A 14,346-nucleotide genomic window follows, 5' to 3' on the forward strand; every position below is an offset into this window, starting at 1 on the left:
ATGGCACTCGAATTGACGACGACGTCGACGCGCCGGAAGGTGACCAACCAGGTCGCTCGCATGGCCGTCGCCCTGTCGGTGCTGCTCGCGGTGCTGCCGCTCGGCTGGCTGGTGGTGACTCTGGTCAGCCACGGGATCTCGCCGATCCTCAACGCCGCGTGGTGGACCCAGGCCGAACGCTACGGCGGTGCGGCCAACGCGATCATCGGCACGCTGATCCAGACACTCCTGGCCGCCGTGATCGCGGTGCCGCTCGGCATCCTGGTCGGCGTGTACCTGGTGGAGTACGCCGACCGGAACAAGCGGCTGATCAAGCTCACCACGTTCATGGTCGACGTCCTGTCCGGTGTGCCGTCGATCGTCGCGGCGCTGTTCGTGTACGCCGTCTGGCGGACCAGCCTCGACCTGCCCCGCTCGGGCTTCGTGGTCGCCCTCGCCCTGGTGCTGCTGATGGTGCCGCTGGTGGTGCGGTCCACCGAGGAGATGCTCAAGATCGTCCCGCACGACCTGCGCGAGGCGTCGTACGCCCTCGGCGTCCCGAAGTGGAAGACGATCACGAAGATCGTCCTGCCGACCGCGATGAGCGGCATCATCACCGGCGTGATGCTCGCCGTCGCCCGCGTGATGGGCGAGTCGGCGCCGGTGCTGATCCTCGTCGGCGCCACCCGCGCCACCAACTGGAATCCCTTCGAGGGCAACCAGCAATCGCTGCCGCTGATGATGCTGCAGGAGTACAACAACGGCCCCAGCGGCTACGACACCGTGTGGGGCGCCGCCCTCACCCTGGTCATCGCGGTCGGCATCGTCTACGTCGCCGCGCGCCTGCTGGCCCGATTCACCGGCGTCAAGGCCGCCTGACCCGTTCCGGAAGTACAAGAAAGCGATCCCATGGCCAAGAGCCTGACACTGCAAGACCTGAACATCTACTACGGCGACTTCCACGCGGTGAAGGACGTCTCCCTCGACATCGCGCCCCGGACGGTCACCGCCTTCATCGGCCCCTCGGGCTGCGGAAAGTCGACGGTGCTGCGCACCCTCAACCGCATGCACGAGGTGACCCCGAACGCCTACGCCACCGGATCGGTGCTGCTCGACGGCCTCGACCTGTACGGCAAGGGCGTCGACCCGGTGAGCGTGCGGACGACGGTCGGCATGGTCTTCCAGAAGGCGAACCCGTTCCCGACCATGTCGATCCGCGACAACGTGGTCGCCGGACTGAAACTGGCCGGCGTGCGCGACAAGAAGAAGCTCGACGAGGTGGCCGAGGCCAGCCTGCGCGGCGCCAACCTCTGGAACGAGGTCTCCGGCCGGCTCAACAAGCCAGGCGGCGCGCTCTCCGGCGGCCAGCAGCAGCGGCTGTGCATCGCGCGCGCCATCGCGGTGTCGCCGCAGGTGCTGCTGATGGACGAGCCGTGCTCGGCGCTCGACCCCATCTCCACGCTCGCGATCGAGGACCTGATCGCCGAGCTGAAGAAGCAGTACACGATCGTCATCGTCACGCACAACATGCAGCAGGCGGCCCGCGTGAGCGACCAGACGGCATTTTTCAACCTGTCGGGTGTCGGCCAGCCGGGCGAACTGATCGAGGTCGGCGCGACCAGCGAGATCTTCCAGAACCCGACGCGCAAGGAGACCGAGGACTACATCTCCGGCCGCTTCGGCTGATCGCCGCCCGAGACAGCCGACCGTTCGCGCGGGTCCCGACAGGGGCCCGCGCGAAGTCGTCGTATCTGTCGGTCGCTGACCAACAGATACGACGATCTCGCGCCGCGGATTCCGGCTCGGCTCGAGGCACTCGATGCAGAAGACCCCGGCGGTGTTCCGTCGGGGTCTTCGCGGCGGAAGGATCAGCCTGCTTCTTGCAGCTGTTCCGGGGTCTTGCCGGTGGCCTGGAAGACGACGCGGCGGGCGATGGAGACGGCGTGGTCGGCGAAGCGCTCGTAGTAGCGGCCGAGGAGGGTCACGTCGACGGCGGAGGCCACCCCGTGCTCCCAGTCGCGGTCCATCATCACGGTGAACAGATGGCGATGGAGGTCGTCCATCGCATCGTCGTCCTCCATCAGCGCGAGGGCGTCCTGGGGGTCCTGGCTCTCCAGCACGCGGTGCGCGTTGCGGGCCAGTTCGACGGCCAGGCGGCCCATCTCGGTGAAGTATCCGGCCACCTCTTCGGGGAGCACGCGGAACGGGTGGCGGCGTCGTGCCACCTTGGCGACGTGCAGGGCCAGTGCGCCCATCCGGTCGATCTCGGACACCAGCTGAAAGCCGCCGACGATGGTGCGCAGATCACCGGCGACCGGGGCTTGCAGGGCCAGCAGCTCGAAGGCCATCTCCTCGGCTTCGGCGGAGCGCTCGGTGAGCCGGTCGTGGTCGCTGATCACCTGCTCGGCGAGTTCCAGATCGGCCTCCAGGAGGGCTTGGGTGGCGCGTTCCATCTCGTTGCCGACGGTGTCACACATCTCGCCGAGCAGCGCGTTGAGCGCAGCCATCTGCTCCTGGTAGGCATCCCGCATGGCGCCAATAGTACGGCGGCGACCGGTACCCGGGACCGACCTGCGGGTGACGCGGGAGTGAACAGTCAGGAGCAGGTGGTGTCGCCGGCGTTGGTCACCGACAGGTCGTTCGGCAGGTCGCTGTTGGTGTTGGCCGGGGGCAGCTGGCCGACCGACAGGGTGTTGCCCGGGCTGGGCGGATCGGCGATCGCCGAGGTGCCCTGGAAGTCGGTTCCGAGGATCACCTCCACGCCCACCTTCACGGTGCGATCCTCCTGGATCTTGGCGCCCGGGAACATCTTCGCGATGGTCGCCGCCGAGTCCTGCTCACCGGCGCCGTAGCGCACGACGGTGTCGCTCTCCTCGGTCGACGCGTCGGCGACGCCGGGCACGGTGAAGCCCTCGCGGATCAGGACGTTCATCACCTCGGTGGCGACGCCCGTCTGGCCGGAGCCGTTGAGCACCCGGACGGTCATGTTGGTCGGGTACTGGGCGGTGGCATCCACCTGCGACGGGGTCGGCGCGGGCTTCTCCGACGACGACTTCGGGGCCGTGGTCTCCCCCTTCTTCGGCTTCTGCTTCTTCTCGCCGGGGAGGGGCTTGTCGTCGATGATCGCGTTGAAGATCGCGTGGATGTCGTCCATGCGCGGGATCTCGTTGTTGGAGCCGTCCTGCGCGGTGCCCGACGTCGGGATGGTGACGAAGGTGACGCGCCCGGCGTCGACGCCCTGCATCGAGTCGGCGAGCTGCACCAGGGAGTCGATGTTGACGTTGTCGACCGTCGAATACTTGATGAAGGTGTTGAGGATCTTCTTCAGCTTCGTCGGATTCGACATCACATCGCTCGACAGCGTCGACCGCAGCAGCGACGACATGAACAGCTGCTGGCGTTTGATCCGGCCGTAGTCGCCGTTGCCCTCGACCGAGATGTTCCGGGCGCGCACGTAGTTCAGGGCGCGCTTACCGGTCAGCTTCTGAGTGCCGGGCTTGCGCAGGATGTAGCCGAGTTCGTAGTCGTACAGCGGGACCGTGGAGCAGACCTTGACGCCGCCGATCACGTTCACGACCTTCTCGAAGCCCTCGAAGTCCATCCCGATGAAGTGATTGATGTACAGGCCGCTGATCTTGGTCAGGGTCTTGACCAGGCACGACGGTCCGCCGATCGCGTAGATGCTGTTCAGCTTCACGTCCGACTCGGCCGGCACCACGACGGGCTTGCCGGTCGACGGATCGTCCGGGTAGGTGCCGGTGTTCGCGTCCCACTGCTCGCATTCGGGGCGGTCGACCTGCAGGTCGCGCGGCCAGGAGACGGCGACGACGCGGCTGCGGTCTGCGGGGATGTTCACCAGCAGGATGGTGTCCGAGCGGATGCCCTCGATGGTGGTGCTGTCGCCGCCGCCGATCTTGCCGTTCACGCCGGCCCGGGAGTCGGTGCCGACGATCAGGTAGTTCTCGTCGCCGGTCTGCGCACCCTTGTTGCGGATGTTCGGGTCGTTGGCGTTGATCGCGGCGGTGGTGTTCCACTTGCTGTCGATGGCGAGGGCGTTCCACACGTAGCCGGTGCCGACCAGGGTCAGAACGCACGCGAGGGCGACCAGGACGCGCCCGGTGTTGCGGGCCGCGGCCACGCTGAACGACCGGCCCGTGCGACGGGGACGCCGCCGGTCGAGCTGGACCTGCTCGATCGCGCCGGTCAGATCCGGGGTGGGCTCCAGGGGACGTCGTTCGCGAGCGGCGTGCTCGGCGCTCGGCGGCTGCGGGGCGGCCGTAGCCGCGGCGGTGTCACCGGGCGCCGGCGCCGAGGGGGCCTTGGCGGGCTGTTCGGGCGCGGCCGGCTGCGGGTGGTCCGGGGCCGGGGAGGTCTGCTCGGCCGGTGTCCGGGGGGCCTGGGATCGCGACTCGCGCTGGGCGCGCTCGGCGGTCGCCGCGGCCGACAGGTCGACCGGCCCGGTGGTCTCGGCGACCGGCGGGAGCATCTGGGTGATGTCGGCGGGCGGCGCGGGGACCGGGGGCCGGGTGGGGACCGGAGGCTGCGCGGGCAGGGCGGCGGGCGGCGCGGGCGGACCGGTGGGCGTCGCCGGGCGGGGCGGGACCGGAGCCTGCGCGCGCGGCGGGTTCTGGGCCGGCGGCGGAGGCGTGGCGGGAGCATTCTGGACGCCCATCTGCTCCATCAGCTCGCGGACGGTCACCCGGCCGCGGCCGCGCACCGGAATCTCCCGGCGGGCGGGTTCGCGGAGTCCTTCGCGGCGTTCGGTCGGCTGCGGCTCGCCGAACCGGGCGCGGAAGTCGTACGACTGCGACGTTCGTCCCGCACGCCGGGATCGACGCGCCGGGCCCGAAGGGCCGTCCGGCGTCGGCGAACCGGGTTCGTCTGAAGTCACGTCAAGTAGTCCTTTAGAGATGGGCTGGAAACATCGTAGAGGCAGGAACTGAGAAAGATCTCAACTCGGCCTTCGCGTCAGCCTCCGGAGTGCATGATTTCGGCGCCTTCGGGCACGACGTCCTCTTCGGGATCGTCGAGCCAGCCCTCCGGCAGGTGGACCGGCGCCGGTGACCCCTGTCGCCCGCGCGGTCCGTGGGCATCGGCGGGGAAGGGGGCGTCTGGGTCCAGGCCGTCGATCAATCGTTGCAGGTCCGCGAGGGATTTGACGAGTGAGAGCGAGGACCGCAGGTCCGAGCCGGCCGGGAAGCCGCGCAGGTACCAGGCGATGTGCTTGCGGATCTCGCGCATGCCCTTGTCCTCGCCGTGGTGGGCGCTGAGCAGTTCGCCGTGCCGGTACATGATCTGGGCCACTTCGCCCAGCGTCGGCGCCGCCGGAGCGGGCAGACCTCGCAAACGGGCCGACAACTCCGCGAACAGCCACGGGCGTCCCAGGCAGCCGCGCCCGATCACGACGCCGTCGCAGCCGGTCTGCGCCATCATCGCGGCGGCATCGTCGGGCTCGAAGATGTCGCCGTTGCCGAGCACCGGTACCGAGGTGACGTGCTCTTTGAGGCGGGCGATCTGGTCCCAGTGCGCGGTGCCGGAGTAGCGCTGCGAGGCGGTGCGCGCGTGCAGCGCGACGGCCGCGGCCCCCTCCTCGGCGGCGATGCGCCCGGCGTCGAGGTGGGTGTGGTGGTCGTCGTCGAGCCCGATGCGGAATTTGACGGTCACCGGGATGTCGGTGCCCTCGGTGGCCTTCACGGCGGCGGCCACGATGTTGCGGAACAGCCGGCGCTTGTAGGGGATGGCCGAGCCGCCGCCGCGCTTGGTGACCTTGGGGACGGGGCAGCCGAAGTTCATGTCGATGTGGTCGGCGAGGTCCTCGTCGACGATCATCTTCGCCGCCTTGTAGGTGTACTCCGGGTCGACGGTGTACAGCTGCATCGACCGCGGCGTCTCCGACGGGTCGAAGGTGGTCATGTGCATGGTGACCGGATGGCGCTCGTAGAGCGCGCGGGCGGTCACCATCTCGCAGACGTACAGCCCGGAGACGGTGCCGGTGCGCGCGAGTTCGAGTTCGCGGCACAGCATGCGGAAGGCGACGTTGGTGACGCCGGCCATCGGGGCCAGGACCACCGGGCTGCCGAGTTCCAGCGAACCGATCCGCAGGGGTGCGCGGGCGTCGTGTCCGGGCGACGGCGAACCGGCGCCCTCGAAGATCGAGGGCGCCGGTGTCGGGTGCGTATCGAGAGTCAGTGCCGTGGCCCCGTCGCTCAGGAGGCCTGCTTGGCGGCCTTGGCGGCCTCGCGGGCGAGAGCGCGGTCGCGCATCTCCTCGAAGCGGGTGGCGTCCTTGTCCAGCTGCTCGAGGAAGGTGGCCAGCTCCTCGCGGGTCTTCTCGCCCTCCGGGCCGAAGTCGGTGCGGTTGAAGACGTCCCACTTGCGCAGGACCGGCATGACGACCTCGTCCAGGTGCTGGCGCAGGTCGTAGATGCCGTGCTTGGCCATCAGCACGCCGTGGCGGCGGAAGTTCGGCATGCCGGCGCCCGGCATCTGGAAGTTGGTGACGATGTCGGTCACCGCGCGCAGCGTCTGGTCGGGCGACAGGTCCATGCCGGCACCGCAGATGTTGCGGTAGAAGATCATGTGCAGGTTCTCGTCGGCGGCGATGCGCTGCAGCATCTTGTCGGCGATCGGGTCGTTGCAGGCCTTGCCGGTGTTGCGGTGGCTGACGCGGGTGGCGAGCTCCTGGAAGGTCACGTAGGCGACCGAGTGCAGCAGGCCCACCTCGTCGATGTCGTGCTCTTCGAGTTCGGCGGCGTGATCCTGGGCGACGAGCAGCGGGTCGTACCCGTTGGTCATGTGGATCATCCGGGCCTCTTCGAGGGCGACCGGATCCACGCCGCGGGTCACCACCAGGTAGTCGCGCATGACGATGCCGTGGCGGTTCTCCTCGGCGGTCCACCGGCCGACCCAGTGGCCCCACGCGGAGTCCATCGAGAAGTTGTCGGCGATCACCCGGTGGTACGAGGGCAGGTTGTCCTCGGTCAGCAGGTTGGTGATCATGGCGGCCTTGGCCACCTCGTTCAACTGGCTCTGCTCGGGGTCGTAATCGGTACCGCCGAGGGCCGCGTAGTCCTCGCCCTCGTCCCACGGGACGTAGTCGTGCGGATTCCAGTCACGGGCCACCTTGAGGTGCCGGTTGACGTTCGCTTCCGCGGTCGACTCGAGCTCCCGGAGAAGCTCGAGCTGCGTGAGTTGACGTGCCATCGGTTGATTCCTCTTGGTCGGGGACATTTTCTGCCGTCGTTCACGGTCGGCAGAGTTCTGCTGTTTCCCAGGCTACGTCAATCGCGGCGCCCCTCCCAAGTTGTTCGGCAGGGTTTTGCGGCACGTCGTCCGGGGTGATTCACCCGGCATATCGCACCGTGGGCGGCCCGTTGTTACGCTTCCGTAGCTTTCGGGCGCGGTGCGAAGGCGGCGCCGACGGTCCGCATCCAGTCGAGCGCGGGCTCATCGAGCGTGCCGCAGGCCCGCGCCCGTTCGCACCAGCCGTAGGCCATCGCGCCGAATTCGAGCGGGTTGTAGACGTCCTCCTCGCGGCACCACAGGCCGTCGCCGGCGTAGGTGAGGATGGTGAGGTTGGTGGCCGTCCACACCGAACCGTCGCCCGGATCGCGCATCGGGTTGTCCACCTCGCAGATCACCCGGGAGGTGGCCGGATCGGTCACGTGCCACAGCGCTGGATACTCCGTCATGTGGCTGCCGGGGAACGCGGTCATGGTCTTGGTGACCCAGGCGCGGATGGCCTCGCGGCCGGTGAAGGCGCCGTAGGCGTGTTCGACGTACTGCGCGTCACGGGTGAACTGATCGGCCCAGCGATCCCAGTCCCGGCTGACGGCGACCTCGGCGACGGTGCGCTGAAATCCGGCAAAGGCCGCGTCGAGTTCGGCGGCGGTGAAGGGCGTGGTCACGACCCCGATCATAGGCCGGAAATAGAACGTGTTCCACTGGTGGCGGGAAGGTCGCGCCGCCGATGTGTGACGTGCGTCCACGTCGGCCCACCCGGTGCGGGCGGCGGGTCTAGTGTGGATTGTTGTGTCCCCGGGGTGGTCGCGGGACGCGATCGGTGCCGATGGAGGAGCGGGAATGGAACGGCTGAGCGGTCTGGATGCGTCGTTTCTGTATCTGGAGACGCCGTCGCAGGTGATGAACGTCGCCGCGATCATGCAGATCGATCCGGGGACGATTCCCGGGGGCTACAGCTTCGAGAAGATGCGGGGCGAGATGGCCCGCCGCGTCAAGGGTCTCCCGATCTTCCGGCGCAAGCTGGCCGACTCGCTGACCAACCTCGACCACCCGGTGTGGGTGGAGGACGAGGACTTCGTGATCGAGCGGCACGTGCACCGCATCGCGATCCCGTCGCCCGGCCGGATCCAGGAGGTGGCGCAGATGTCCAGCCACCTGATCGGCCAGGAACTCGACCGCAAGAAGCCGCTCTGGGACCTCTGGGTGATGGAGGGCATGGCGCAGGGCCGCGTGGCGCTGCTCCTGCGGATGCATCACGCCTCGGTCGACGGTGCCACCGTGGCCGACATCCTGGGACAGCTCGCCACCCTCAGCCCGGAGCCGCCGGAGCTGGATCCGGAACTGGTCGCCACCACCGCGGGCAGTGCGCCGCGCGGTGAACTGGCGGTCGGCGGCGCGTTCAACTTCTTCGTCCACCGCCCGGTGGCGGCGCTCAGGCTGATCCCCAAGACCGTGCCGGTGCCGTTCGAATGGATCAAGCGGGTGCGATCCGGCGACGGCATGCCCGCGCCGTTCCTGGCGCCGCGCACGCGGTTCAACGCACCGCTCACCCCGCGGCGCAGCCTGGCGCTCACCCAGCTGCCGCTCGCCGACGTCAAGCGGGTGAAGGACCACTACGGCGTCAAGATGAACGACGTGGTGCTCGCGATGACCGGTGGCGCGCTGCGCGACTACCTCGCCGAGCACGACGAACTGCCGGAGGAGCCGCTGGTCGGCCTGGTGCCGGTGTCGGTGCGCGGCGCCGACGAAGGCGACCTGGTGGTGGCCGGCACCAACAAGGTGACCGGCATGTTCACCCGGCTGCCGAGTCTCGTCGCCGATCCGGTGGAGCGCATCCGGGTGGCCGGCATCTACGCGAACCAGGCCAAGGCGCACCACCAGGACGTGGACCCGAACATGCTGCGCGCGTTCGCCGAGTTCGCGCCCGGCAACACGCTGGGCGCGCTGATGCGGATCTACGCCGACCGCCGGCTGTCGGTGCTGCATCCGCCGGTGTTCAACACGGTGATCTCGAATGTCGCGGGGCCGTCGTTCGACATGTACTTCCTCGGCGGCAAGGTGGAGTCGGTCTATCCGCTGGCGCCGATCTTCCACGGGCTCGGCCTGAACATGACCGTGTTCTCGGCGGCCGGCATGCTGAACGTCGGGATCCTGACCTGCGCCGACCTGACCACGGACATCTGGGATCTGGCGAGCGCCTTCCACGCTCAGCTCGACCTGCTGACCGCCGCCGTCGACGCCGAGGTGGCCGCCACCGAGGTGGCCGAGCGTCTCGACGCGGCCGAGCGCGCCGCCGCGGAGGCCGCCGAGATCGAGGAGATCGCCGTCGACCTCGACGGAACCGACAAGCCGTGACCCGCGAGTCTCGGGAGCCCGCGGACTACTCGAAGTAGTCCAGCCAGATATTGCGCTGCCGGAACGTGTCGACGAGCCTGTCGACGAACGTGCTCACCCGGAGATCGCGTTGGCCGAGCGGCACCGAGGTCTGCACGAGGTCATCGCGGATCGTCGGCAGCGGGGTGTTCTGAAAGTCGACGACCAGGTAGGCGAACTGGTCGTAGACGCCGCGAATGTCCTTGTACAAGGTGCCGTCCCGGCCCGTGATGGCGTTGTACATGAGCGCGTATCGGGCGTGGTCGGGATGTTCGTCGCGCAGGACCTTCCGCCCTTGGACCGTTCCCCACTTCTTACTCAGCAGGGGATGGAGGTACGCGTATCCGTAGACGGCCATGGGGAACCGGTCCTGGAGACTGATGCATTCGCCGATGATCCCCTGGTAGTACTCGAGGACGTTGTTGCCCACGGAGGTCATCTGGCTCCGCACCCCGACGCTCAGCAGCACGCCGTTGTCGGGGTGGATCACGGCGACGTCCGCATCCTTCGGCTTGTGCGAGCCGAACAGCTTCACTTCCTCTTTGACTTCGACGCCGTCCCTGAGCGCGGTCGTGGTGAGGCGGGACCGCAGATCGTCGGCGATGTACTTGTGAAGCATCTTGATGAAGCCCTGCCCGCGCACCGCTTTGACCGGGTCGAGGTCGTACGTCGCCTTCATATCGCGCAGGACGTCTTCGAGCGACGGCGGCGCGATGGCGAGCGGGGGCGTGGTGGCGGGCTTCGGCATGGCCTGCACATTACGCGTGGTCACCGACGGCGCCGCCGTCCGTGGAGGGTGCTCAGTCCTTCGCTCGGCGCCAGCGCCGGAGGGTCTGGGCACCGTCCCGGACGGCCGCGAGGCCGTCGTCGCCGACGAGCCGCCTGATCGACGCGGCCCCGGCGTCGTAGGCCGCCGTGGTGTCGCCGCCGGCCAGCGCGGTGTCGAGGGCCCGGCGGTCCGGCGGCAGCGAGTCGGGCCGGTGGAGGACCTTGACACCGTCGGCCTCGCTCGGCACCGCGATCATCACGCCGCCGCCGAGGGAGTGGACCTCGATCTCGATGCTGAGCAGGGTCAGCGGCGTGTACCACGAGTCGGCGAAATCCCGGGCGGTCTCGCCGCTGCGCAGATAGCCGCCGAGAACGCTGTTGGAGATCATCCACCCGGCGTCGTTGACGTGGAGCCGGGGCCGATCGCTGAAGGTCGTGAGGATGACGTCGGGTACCCGGACGCCGGGAACGACATACCAGGGCTTGCGGATTCTGCACTTGTAGGCCATGTCCACGGAGTCGTGCTCGCCCTGCGCGATGTATGTCCGTTCACCCTCGGTGAGTCGCCGCGGGTCCGGGAGCCACAGCGTGGCCTCGGGATCCATGGATCCGGTGGTCAGCGCCGCCCGGGACACCTGGCGAGAACTGGCGATGGTCGGCAGCAGGGAACGGCTCGGCAGCCGGAAGTCGCGGACCGTCTCGCGGTCGGGGTGGAAGAAGGGTTTGTTGCCGGAGACGTAGCCGATGTTGAACTTCGCCCGGTCGCCGGCTCGTCCGCTGTGCGGTTCCAGCGCGGCGAGGGTCTCCCTGGTCGCCTGCGGCAGGAGCGCGTGCTGAAAGACCCGCTTGCCGGCCACCACGTCGTCGAGAGCCACCGGCACCCCTCGTCCGGTGACGGTGGCGGGCAGGTCGGACAGTTTGTCGCAGGCGAGCACGTTCACCTGCTGCGTCGAGCCGCCCCGGGCATCGGCCAGCAGGATCAGGACGTTCTGCAGGATGCCCTTGAACACGCGTTCCCGGAACCGCAGGATCGTCAGCGAGCCGAACGACCGGCCCAGATGGCGCCAGAGCGGTTGTGCGTAGCGGACATAGGTGAAGTCCAGGGGCAGTACGAAGGCCAGCCGGCCGCCCGGCCGCAGCTGGGCGGTGGCCTTGGCGACGAACGGCATCCAGGCGCTGCCGCTGGGCTCCATCGGCGACCCGAGCGCCGCATCGGCGCTGCGCATCGCCGATCGCCGGAGAGCGGGCGGCAGTTCCCGGACGCGGACGTACGGCGGATTCCCGATGACGGCATCGACCATGGGCAGGTCGGTCGCGGCCAGGAAGTCTCCGACGCGCAGACGTTCGGCGGCGACCGCTCCGCTGTCGATCGCGTTCGCGGCGGTCTCCGGGTCCAGCTCGCAGGCGTACAGGTGCGGCCGGCTCCAGGCGCGGGAGTCGGCGTACGCGTTGACCGCGTGGGCGAACTGCCCGTCGCCGACGCTCGGCTCGAGGACGACGTCGTCGGGGGACCGGATCGCCCACTGGACGATCAGCGTCGACGCGTCGTCGGGCGTGAAATACGCGCCCCGGGAGCGCTGGTCCGAGCGGGGGGATCGGGCGTGCAGGGCGATCTGGCGCCCGAACTCCTCGATGTCCTCGGCCCGGTAGACGTTGCCGTGCATCGATGCCACCGGCTCCGGCATGGCCGTGGGGATCCCCGTCTTGGCGGTCTTGGCGCGCGTGGCCCAGACCTTGAACGTGTTCAGCGGAACCCCGAGCATGAGGGCGGCGCGACGATTGTCGACGAGCCCGTGGACGGGGCCGTCCAGAGCTGACTCAGGGACCATCCCGTGAGTGTAATGAGTCATTACGACACTTCCTCGAGCCTGCCGACACCGGAGCGATGATCGCCGTGCGAAGGCTAGCGCGGGCCTACGACAGCCCGCCGCCGATCGAGCCCGGATCCGGTCAGTCCAGGGCGTCGAGCCAGGCCGTCGAGGGTGCGTCCGACGGTGCGCGCCAGTCGCCGCGCGGGGACAGCGAGCCGCCCGAGCCGATCTTCGGGCCGTTCGGCATCGCGGTGCGCTTGAACTGATTCGCCATGAACCGCTTGAGGAACACCTCCAGCCAGCGCCGGATGGTGGCGGCGTCGTAGGCGTGGCGCTCGTCGTCGCTCATCATCGACGGCCAGATACCGGCCGCCACGTCGCTCCACGCCTGCTCGGCGAGGTACGCGATCTTCGCCGGCCGGTAGCCGAAGCGGGTGAGGTAGTAGAGGAAGAAGTCGTGCAGCTCGTAGGGGCCGACGGTGTCCTCGGTGCTCTGTACGGCGCCGTCCTCCCCGGGCGGGACCAGCTCGGGGGTGATCACGTCGGCGAGGATCTCGCGCAGCGCCGCGGTGGTCTCCGGCGCGTACGACCCGGCGTCGATCATCCAGCGGATCTGATGCTGGATCAGCGACTTGGGGACCGAACCGTTGACGTTGTAATGCGACATCTGATCGCCCACGCCGTAGGTGCACCAGCCCAGGGCCAGCTCGGAGAGGTCGCCGGTGCCGAGCACGATCCCGCCGAGCCGATTGGCGAGCCGGAACAGATGCGAGGTGCGTTCGCCGGCCTGCACGTTCTCGAAGGTCACGTCGTACACGGGGTGCCCGTCGGCGAACGGGTGACCGAGGTCGATCAGCATCTGCTCGCACGACGGCCGGATGTCGAGCTCGTTGCCGCTGACCCCGAGCGAGTCCATCAAGACGTGGCTGCGGGCGAGGGTGTGCCCGCCGGTCGCGAAACCGGGCATCGTGTACGCGTGGATGTCGCTGCGCGGCAGACCGAGCCGGTCGAAGGTCTCCACCGCCACCAGCAGTGCGAGCGTGGAGTCGAGGCCGCCGGAGACACCGATCACGATCTTCGACAGTCCGGTCGCGCGCAACCGCTGGGCCAGGCCCTGGACCTGGATGTTCATCACCTCGCGGCAGCGGCGGTCACGGTCGGCGCCGGACGCGGGGACGAACGGGAAGCGGGGGACCGCGCGGAGCAGATGGTCGTCGGCGCGGTCGAGGTCACCGAGGGTGAAGCCGATCCGGCGGAAACCGCGGACCTGGTCGGCGACGTCGCCGACCTGATCGCGCAGGCTGATCATCCGGGCGCGTTCCTGGCGGAGCCGGTCCAGGTCGACGTCGGCGACGACCAGCTGTTCGGTCATCGCGAAGGCCTCGCTGCGGCCCAGAAGGGTGCCGTTCTCGGCGATCAGCGCGTCGCCGTCCCACGCCAGGTCCGTCGTGGACTCGCCGAATCCGGACGCGACGTACACCTGCGCGGCGACGCACCGCGCGGAGTGTCCGGTGACGAGTGCCTGCCGGTAGCTCTCCTTGCCGATGGTCACCGGGCTGCCGGAGAGATTGATCAGCACCGTCGCGCCGGCCAGTGACGCCCACGTGCTCGGCGGGATCGGCACCCAGCCGTCCTCGCAGATCTCGGCGTGCACCCGGAAACCGGGCAGGTCGGTCGCCTCGAAGATCAGGTCGGTGCCGAACGGCACCTCGCGGCTGCCGAGGAGCACCGAGTCGACCACGGCGTCGCGCGCCGCCGCGAAGTAGCGCTGCTCGTAGAACTCGCGGTAGTTCGGCAGGTAGCTCTTCGGGGTCACCCCGAGGATCTCCCCGTCCTGGATCAGCACCGCGCAGTTGAAGAGGGCATCGTCGACCCGCAGCGGGGCGCCGACGGCCACCAGGGGGCGCAGGCCGACGGTGGCCGCGGCGATCTCGTCGAGCGCCGTCATCACCGCGTCGAGCAGGGCGTCCTGCTGCACCAGGTCGTCGACGCTGTAGCCGCACAGCCCGAGTTCGGGGAAGACGACCAGTGCCGCATCGCGCTCGTGGGCGGCGCGGATCAGTTCGATGGTGCGCTCGGCGTTGCGGCGCGGGTCCGCCAGCGCCAGCACGGGCACGGCGGCGGCGAGACGGGCGAAGCCGTGTGAGTAGACCGACACGGCGTCCACGGTATCG

At 69.0% G+C, this 14,346-nt stretch carries 11 protein-coding genes; 3 read left to right on the forward strand and 8 right to left on the reverse strand.

All coding sequences use genetic code 11. The annotated features are described in order from the left end of the window. Both pstA and pstB read left to right on the forward strand, forming a co-directional pair. Entirely contained in the window at positions 1–858 is an 858-nt protein-coding gene (gene pstA / locus MYK68_RS03705; protein WP_247866375.1) for a phosphate ABC transporter permease PstA, read from the forward strand. A 30-nt stretch (positions 859–888) separates the two neighbouring features. Then, on the forward strand, positions 889–1,665 hold the full coding sequence (gene pstB / locus MYK68_RS03710; RefSeq protein WP_247866376.1) for a phosphate ABC transporter ATP-binding protein PstB: 777 nt from the start codon (positions 889–891) through the stop codon (positions 1,663–1,665). Positions 1,666–1,847: 182 nt separating this feature from the next. Here the strand turns inward: pstB and phoU are convergent, their stop codons facing one another. The 5 genes from phoU to MYK68_RS03735 form a co-directional block, all read right to left on the reverse strand. Further along, positions 1,848–2,510 carry a phosphate signaling complex protein PhoU gene (gene phoU / locus MYK68_RS03715; protein WP_247866377.1) on the reverse strand — a complete coding sequence of 221 codons (663 nt, stop codon included), beginning with the start codon at positions 2,508–2,510 and terminating at the stop codon, positions 1,848–1,850. A gap of 65 nt (positions 2,511–2,575) precedes the next feature. After that, complete coding sequence (locus MYK68_RS03720) at positions 2,576–4,870, reverse strand: LCP family protein (protein ID WP_247866378.1); 2,295 nt, start codon at positions 4,868–4,870, stop codon at positions 2,576–2,578. Between the two features lie 77 nt (positions 4,871–4,947). Next, positions 4,948–6,033: a tRNA dihydrouridine synthase DusB gene (dusB, locus tag MYK68_RS03725; RefSeq protein ID WP_247866379.1), complete on the reverse strand. Its 1,086-nt coding sequence runs from the start codon at positions 6,031–6,033 to the stop codon at positions 4,948–4,950. A gap of 152 nt (positions 6,034–6,185) precedes the next feature. Beyond that, complete coding sequence (locus tag MYK68_RS03730) at positions 6,186–7,181, reverse strand: acyl-ACP desaturase (protein WP_247866380.1); 996 nt, start codon at positions 7,179–7,181, stop codon at positions 6,186–6,188. Positions 7,182–7,354: 173 nt separating this feature from the next. Then, positions 7,355–7,885, reverse strand: a complete 531-nt coding sequence (locus tag MYK68_RS03735; protein ID WP_247866381.1) for a nuclear transport factor 2 family protein — start codon at positions 7,883–7,885, stop codon at positions 7,355–7,357. A gap of 175 nt (positions 7,886–8,060) precedes the next feature. Between MYK68_RS03735 and MYK68_RS03740 the strand changes: the two genes are divergently transcribed. Continuing rightward, positions 8,061–9,575, forward strand: a complete 1,515-nt coding sequence (locus MYK68_RS03740) for a WS/DGAT/MGAT family O-acyltransferase (RefSeq protein WP_247866382.1) — start codon at positions 8,061–8,063, stop codon at positions 9,573–9,575. A 25-nt stretch (positions 9,576–9,600) separates the two neighbouring features. On the opposite strand, the gene MYK68_RS03745 is transcribed toward MYK68_RS03740, so the two are convergent. The 3 genes from MYK68_RS03745 to MYK68_RS03755 all read right to left on the reverse strand — a co-directional run bounded on the left by MYK68_RS03745 (position 9,601) and on the right by MYK68_RS03755 (position 14,330). Then, positions 9,601–10,365, reverse strand: a complete 765-nt coding sequence (locus MYK68_RS03745) for a hypothetical protein (RefSeq protein WP_247866383.1) — start codon at positions 10,363–10,365, stop codon at positions 9,601–9,603. A gap of 28 nt (positions 10,366–10,393) precedes the next feature. Then, on the reverse strand, positions 10,394–12,190 hold the full coding sequence (locus MYK68_RS03750) for an N-6 DNA methylase (protein ID WP_247866384.1): 1,797 nt from the start codon (positions 12,188–12,190) through the stop codon (positions 10,394–10,396). 121 nt (positions 12,191–12,311) lie between these two features. Continuing rightward, positions 12,312–14,330, reverse strand: coding sequence for an NAD(+) synthase (locus tag MYK68_RS03755; RefSeq protein WP_247866385.1), 2,019 nt, complete (start codon positions 14,328–14,330; stop codon positions 12,312–12,314). Positions 14,331–14,346: the final 16 nt, after the last annotated feature.

This window comes from Gordonia sp. PP30, from assembly GCF_023100845.1.
Lineage (GTDB): Bacteria > Actinomycetota > Actinomycetes > Mycobacteriales > Mycobacteriaceae > Gordonia.

Bases quoted from the DNA above. Each gene is read 5' to 3' on its own strand.
- phoU (WP_247866377.1), bottom strand. From the start codon at position 2,510: ATGCGGGATGCCTACCAGGAGCAGATGGCTGCGCTCAACGCGCTGCTC.
- pstA (WP_247866375.1), top strand. From the start codon at position 1: ATGGCACTCGAATTGACGACGACGTCGACGCGCCGGAAGGTGACCAAC.
- MYK68_RS03740 (WP_247866382.1), top strand. From the start codon at position 8,061: ATGGAACGGCTGAGCGGTCTGGATGCGTCGTTTCTGTATCTGGAGACG.
- pstB (WP_247866376.1), top strand. From the start codon at position 889: ATGGCCAAGAGCCTGACACTGCAAGACCTGAACATCTACTACGGCGAC.
- MYK68_RS03730 (WP_247866380.1), bottom strand. From the start codon at position 7,181: ATGGCACGTCAACTCACGCAGCTCGAGCTTCTCCGGGAGCTCGAGTCG.
- MYK68_RS03750 (WP_247866384.1), bottom strand. From the start codon at position 12,190: ATGGTCCCTGAGTCAGCTCTGGACGGCCCCGTCCACGGGCTCGTCGAC.
- dusB (WP_247866379.1), bottom strand. From the start codon at position 6,033: ATGGCCGGCGTCACCAACGTCGCCTTCCGCATGCTGTGCCGCGAACTC.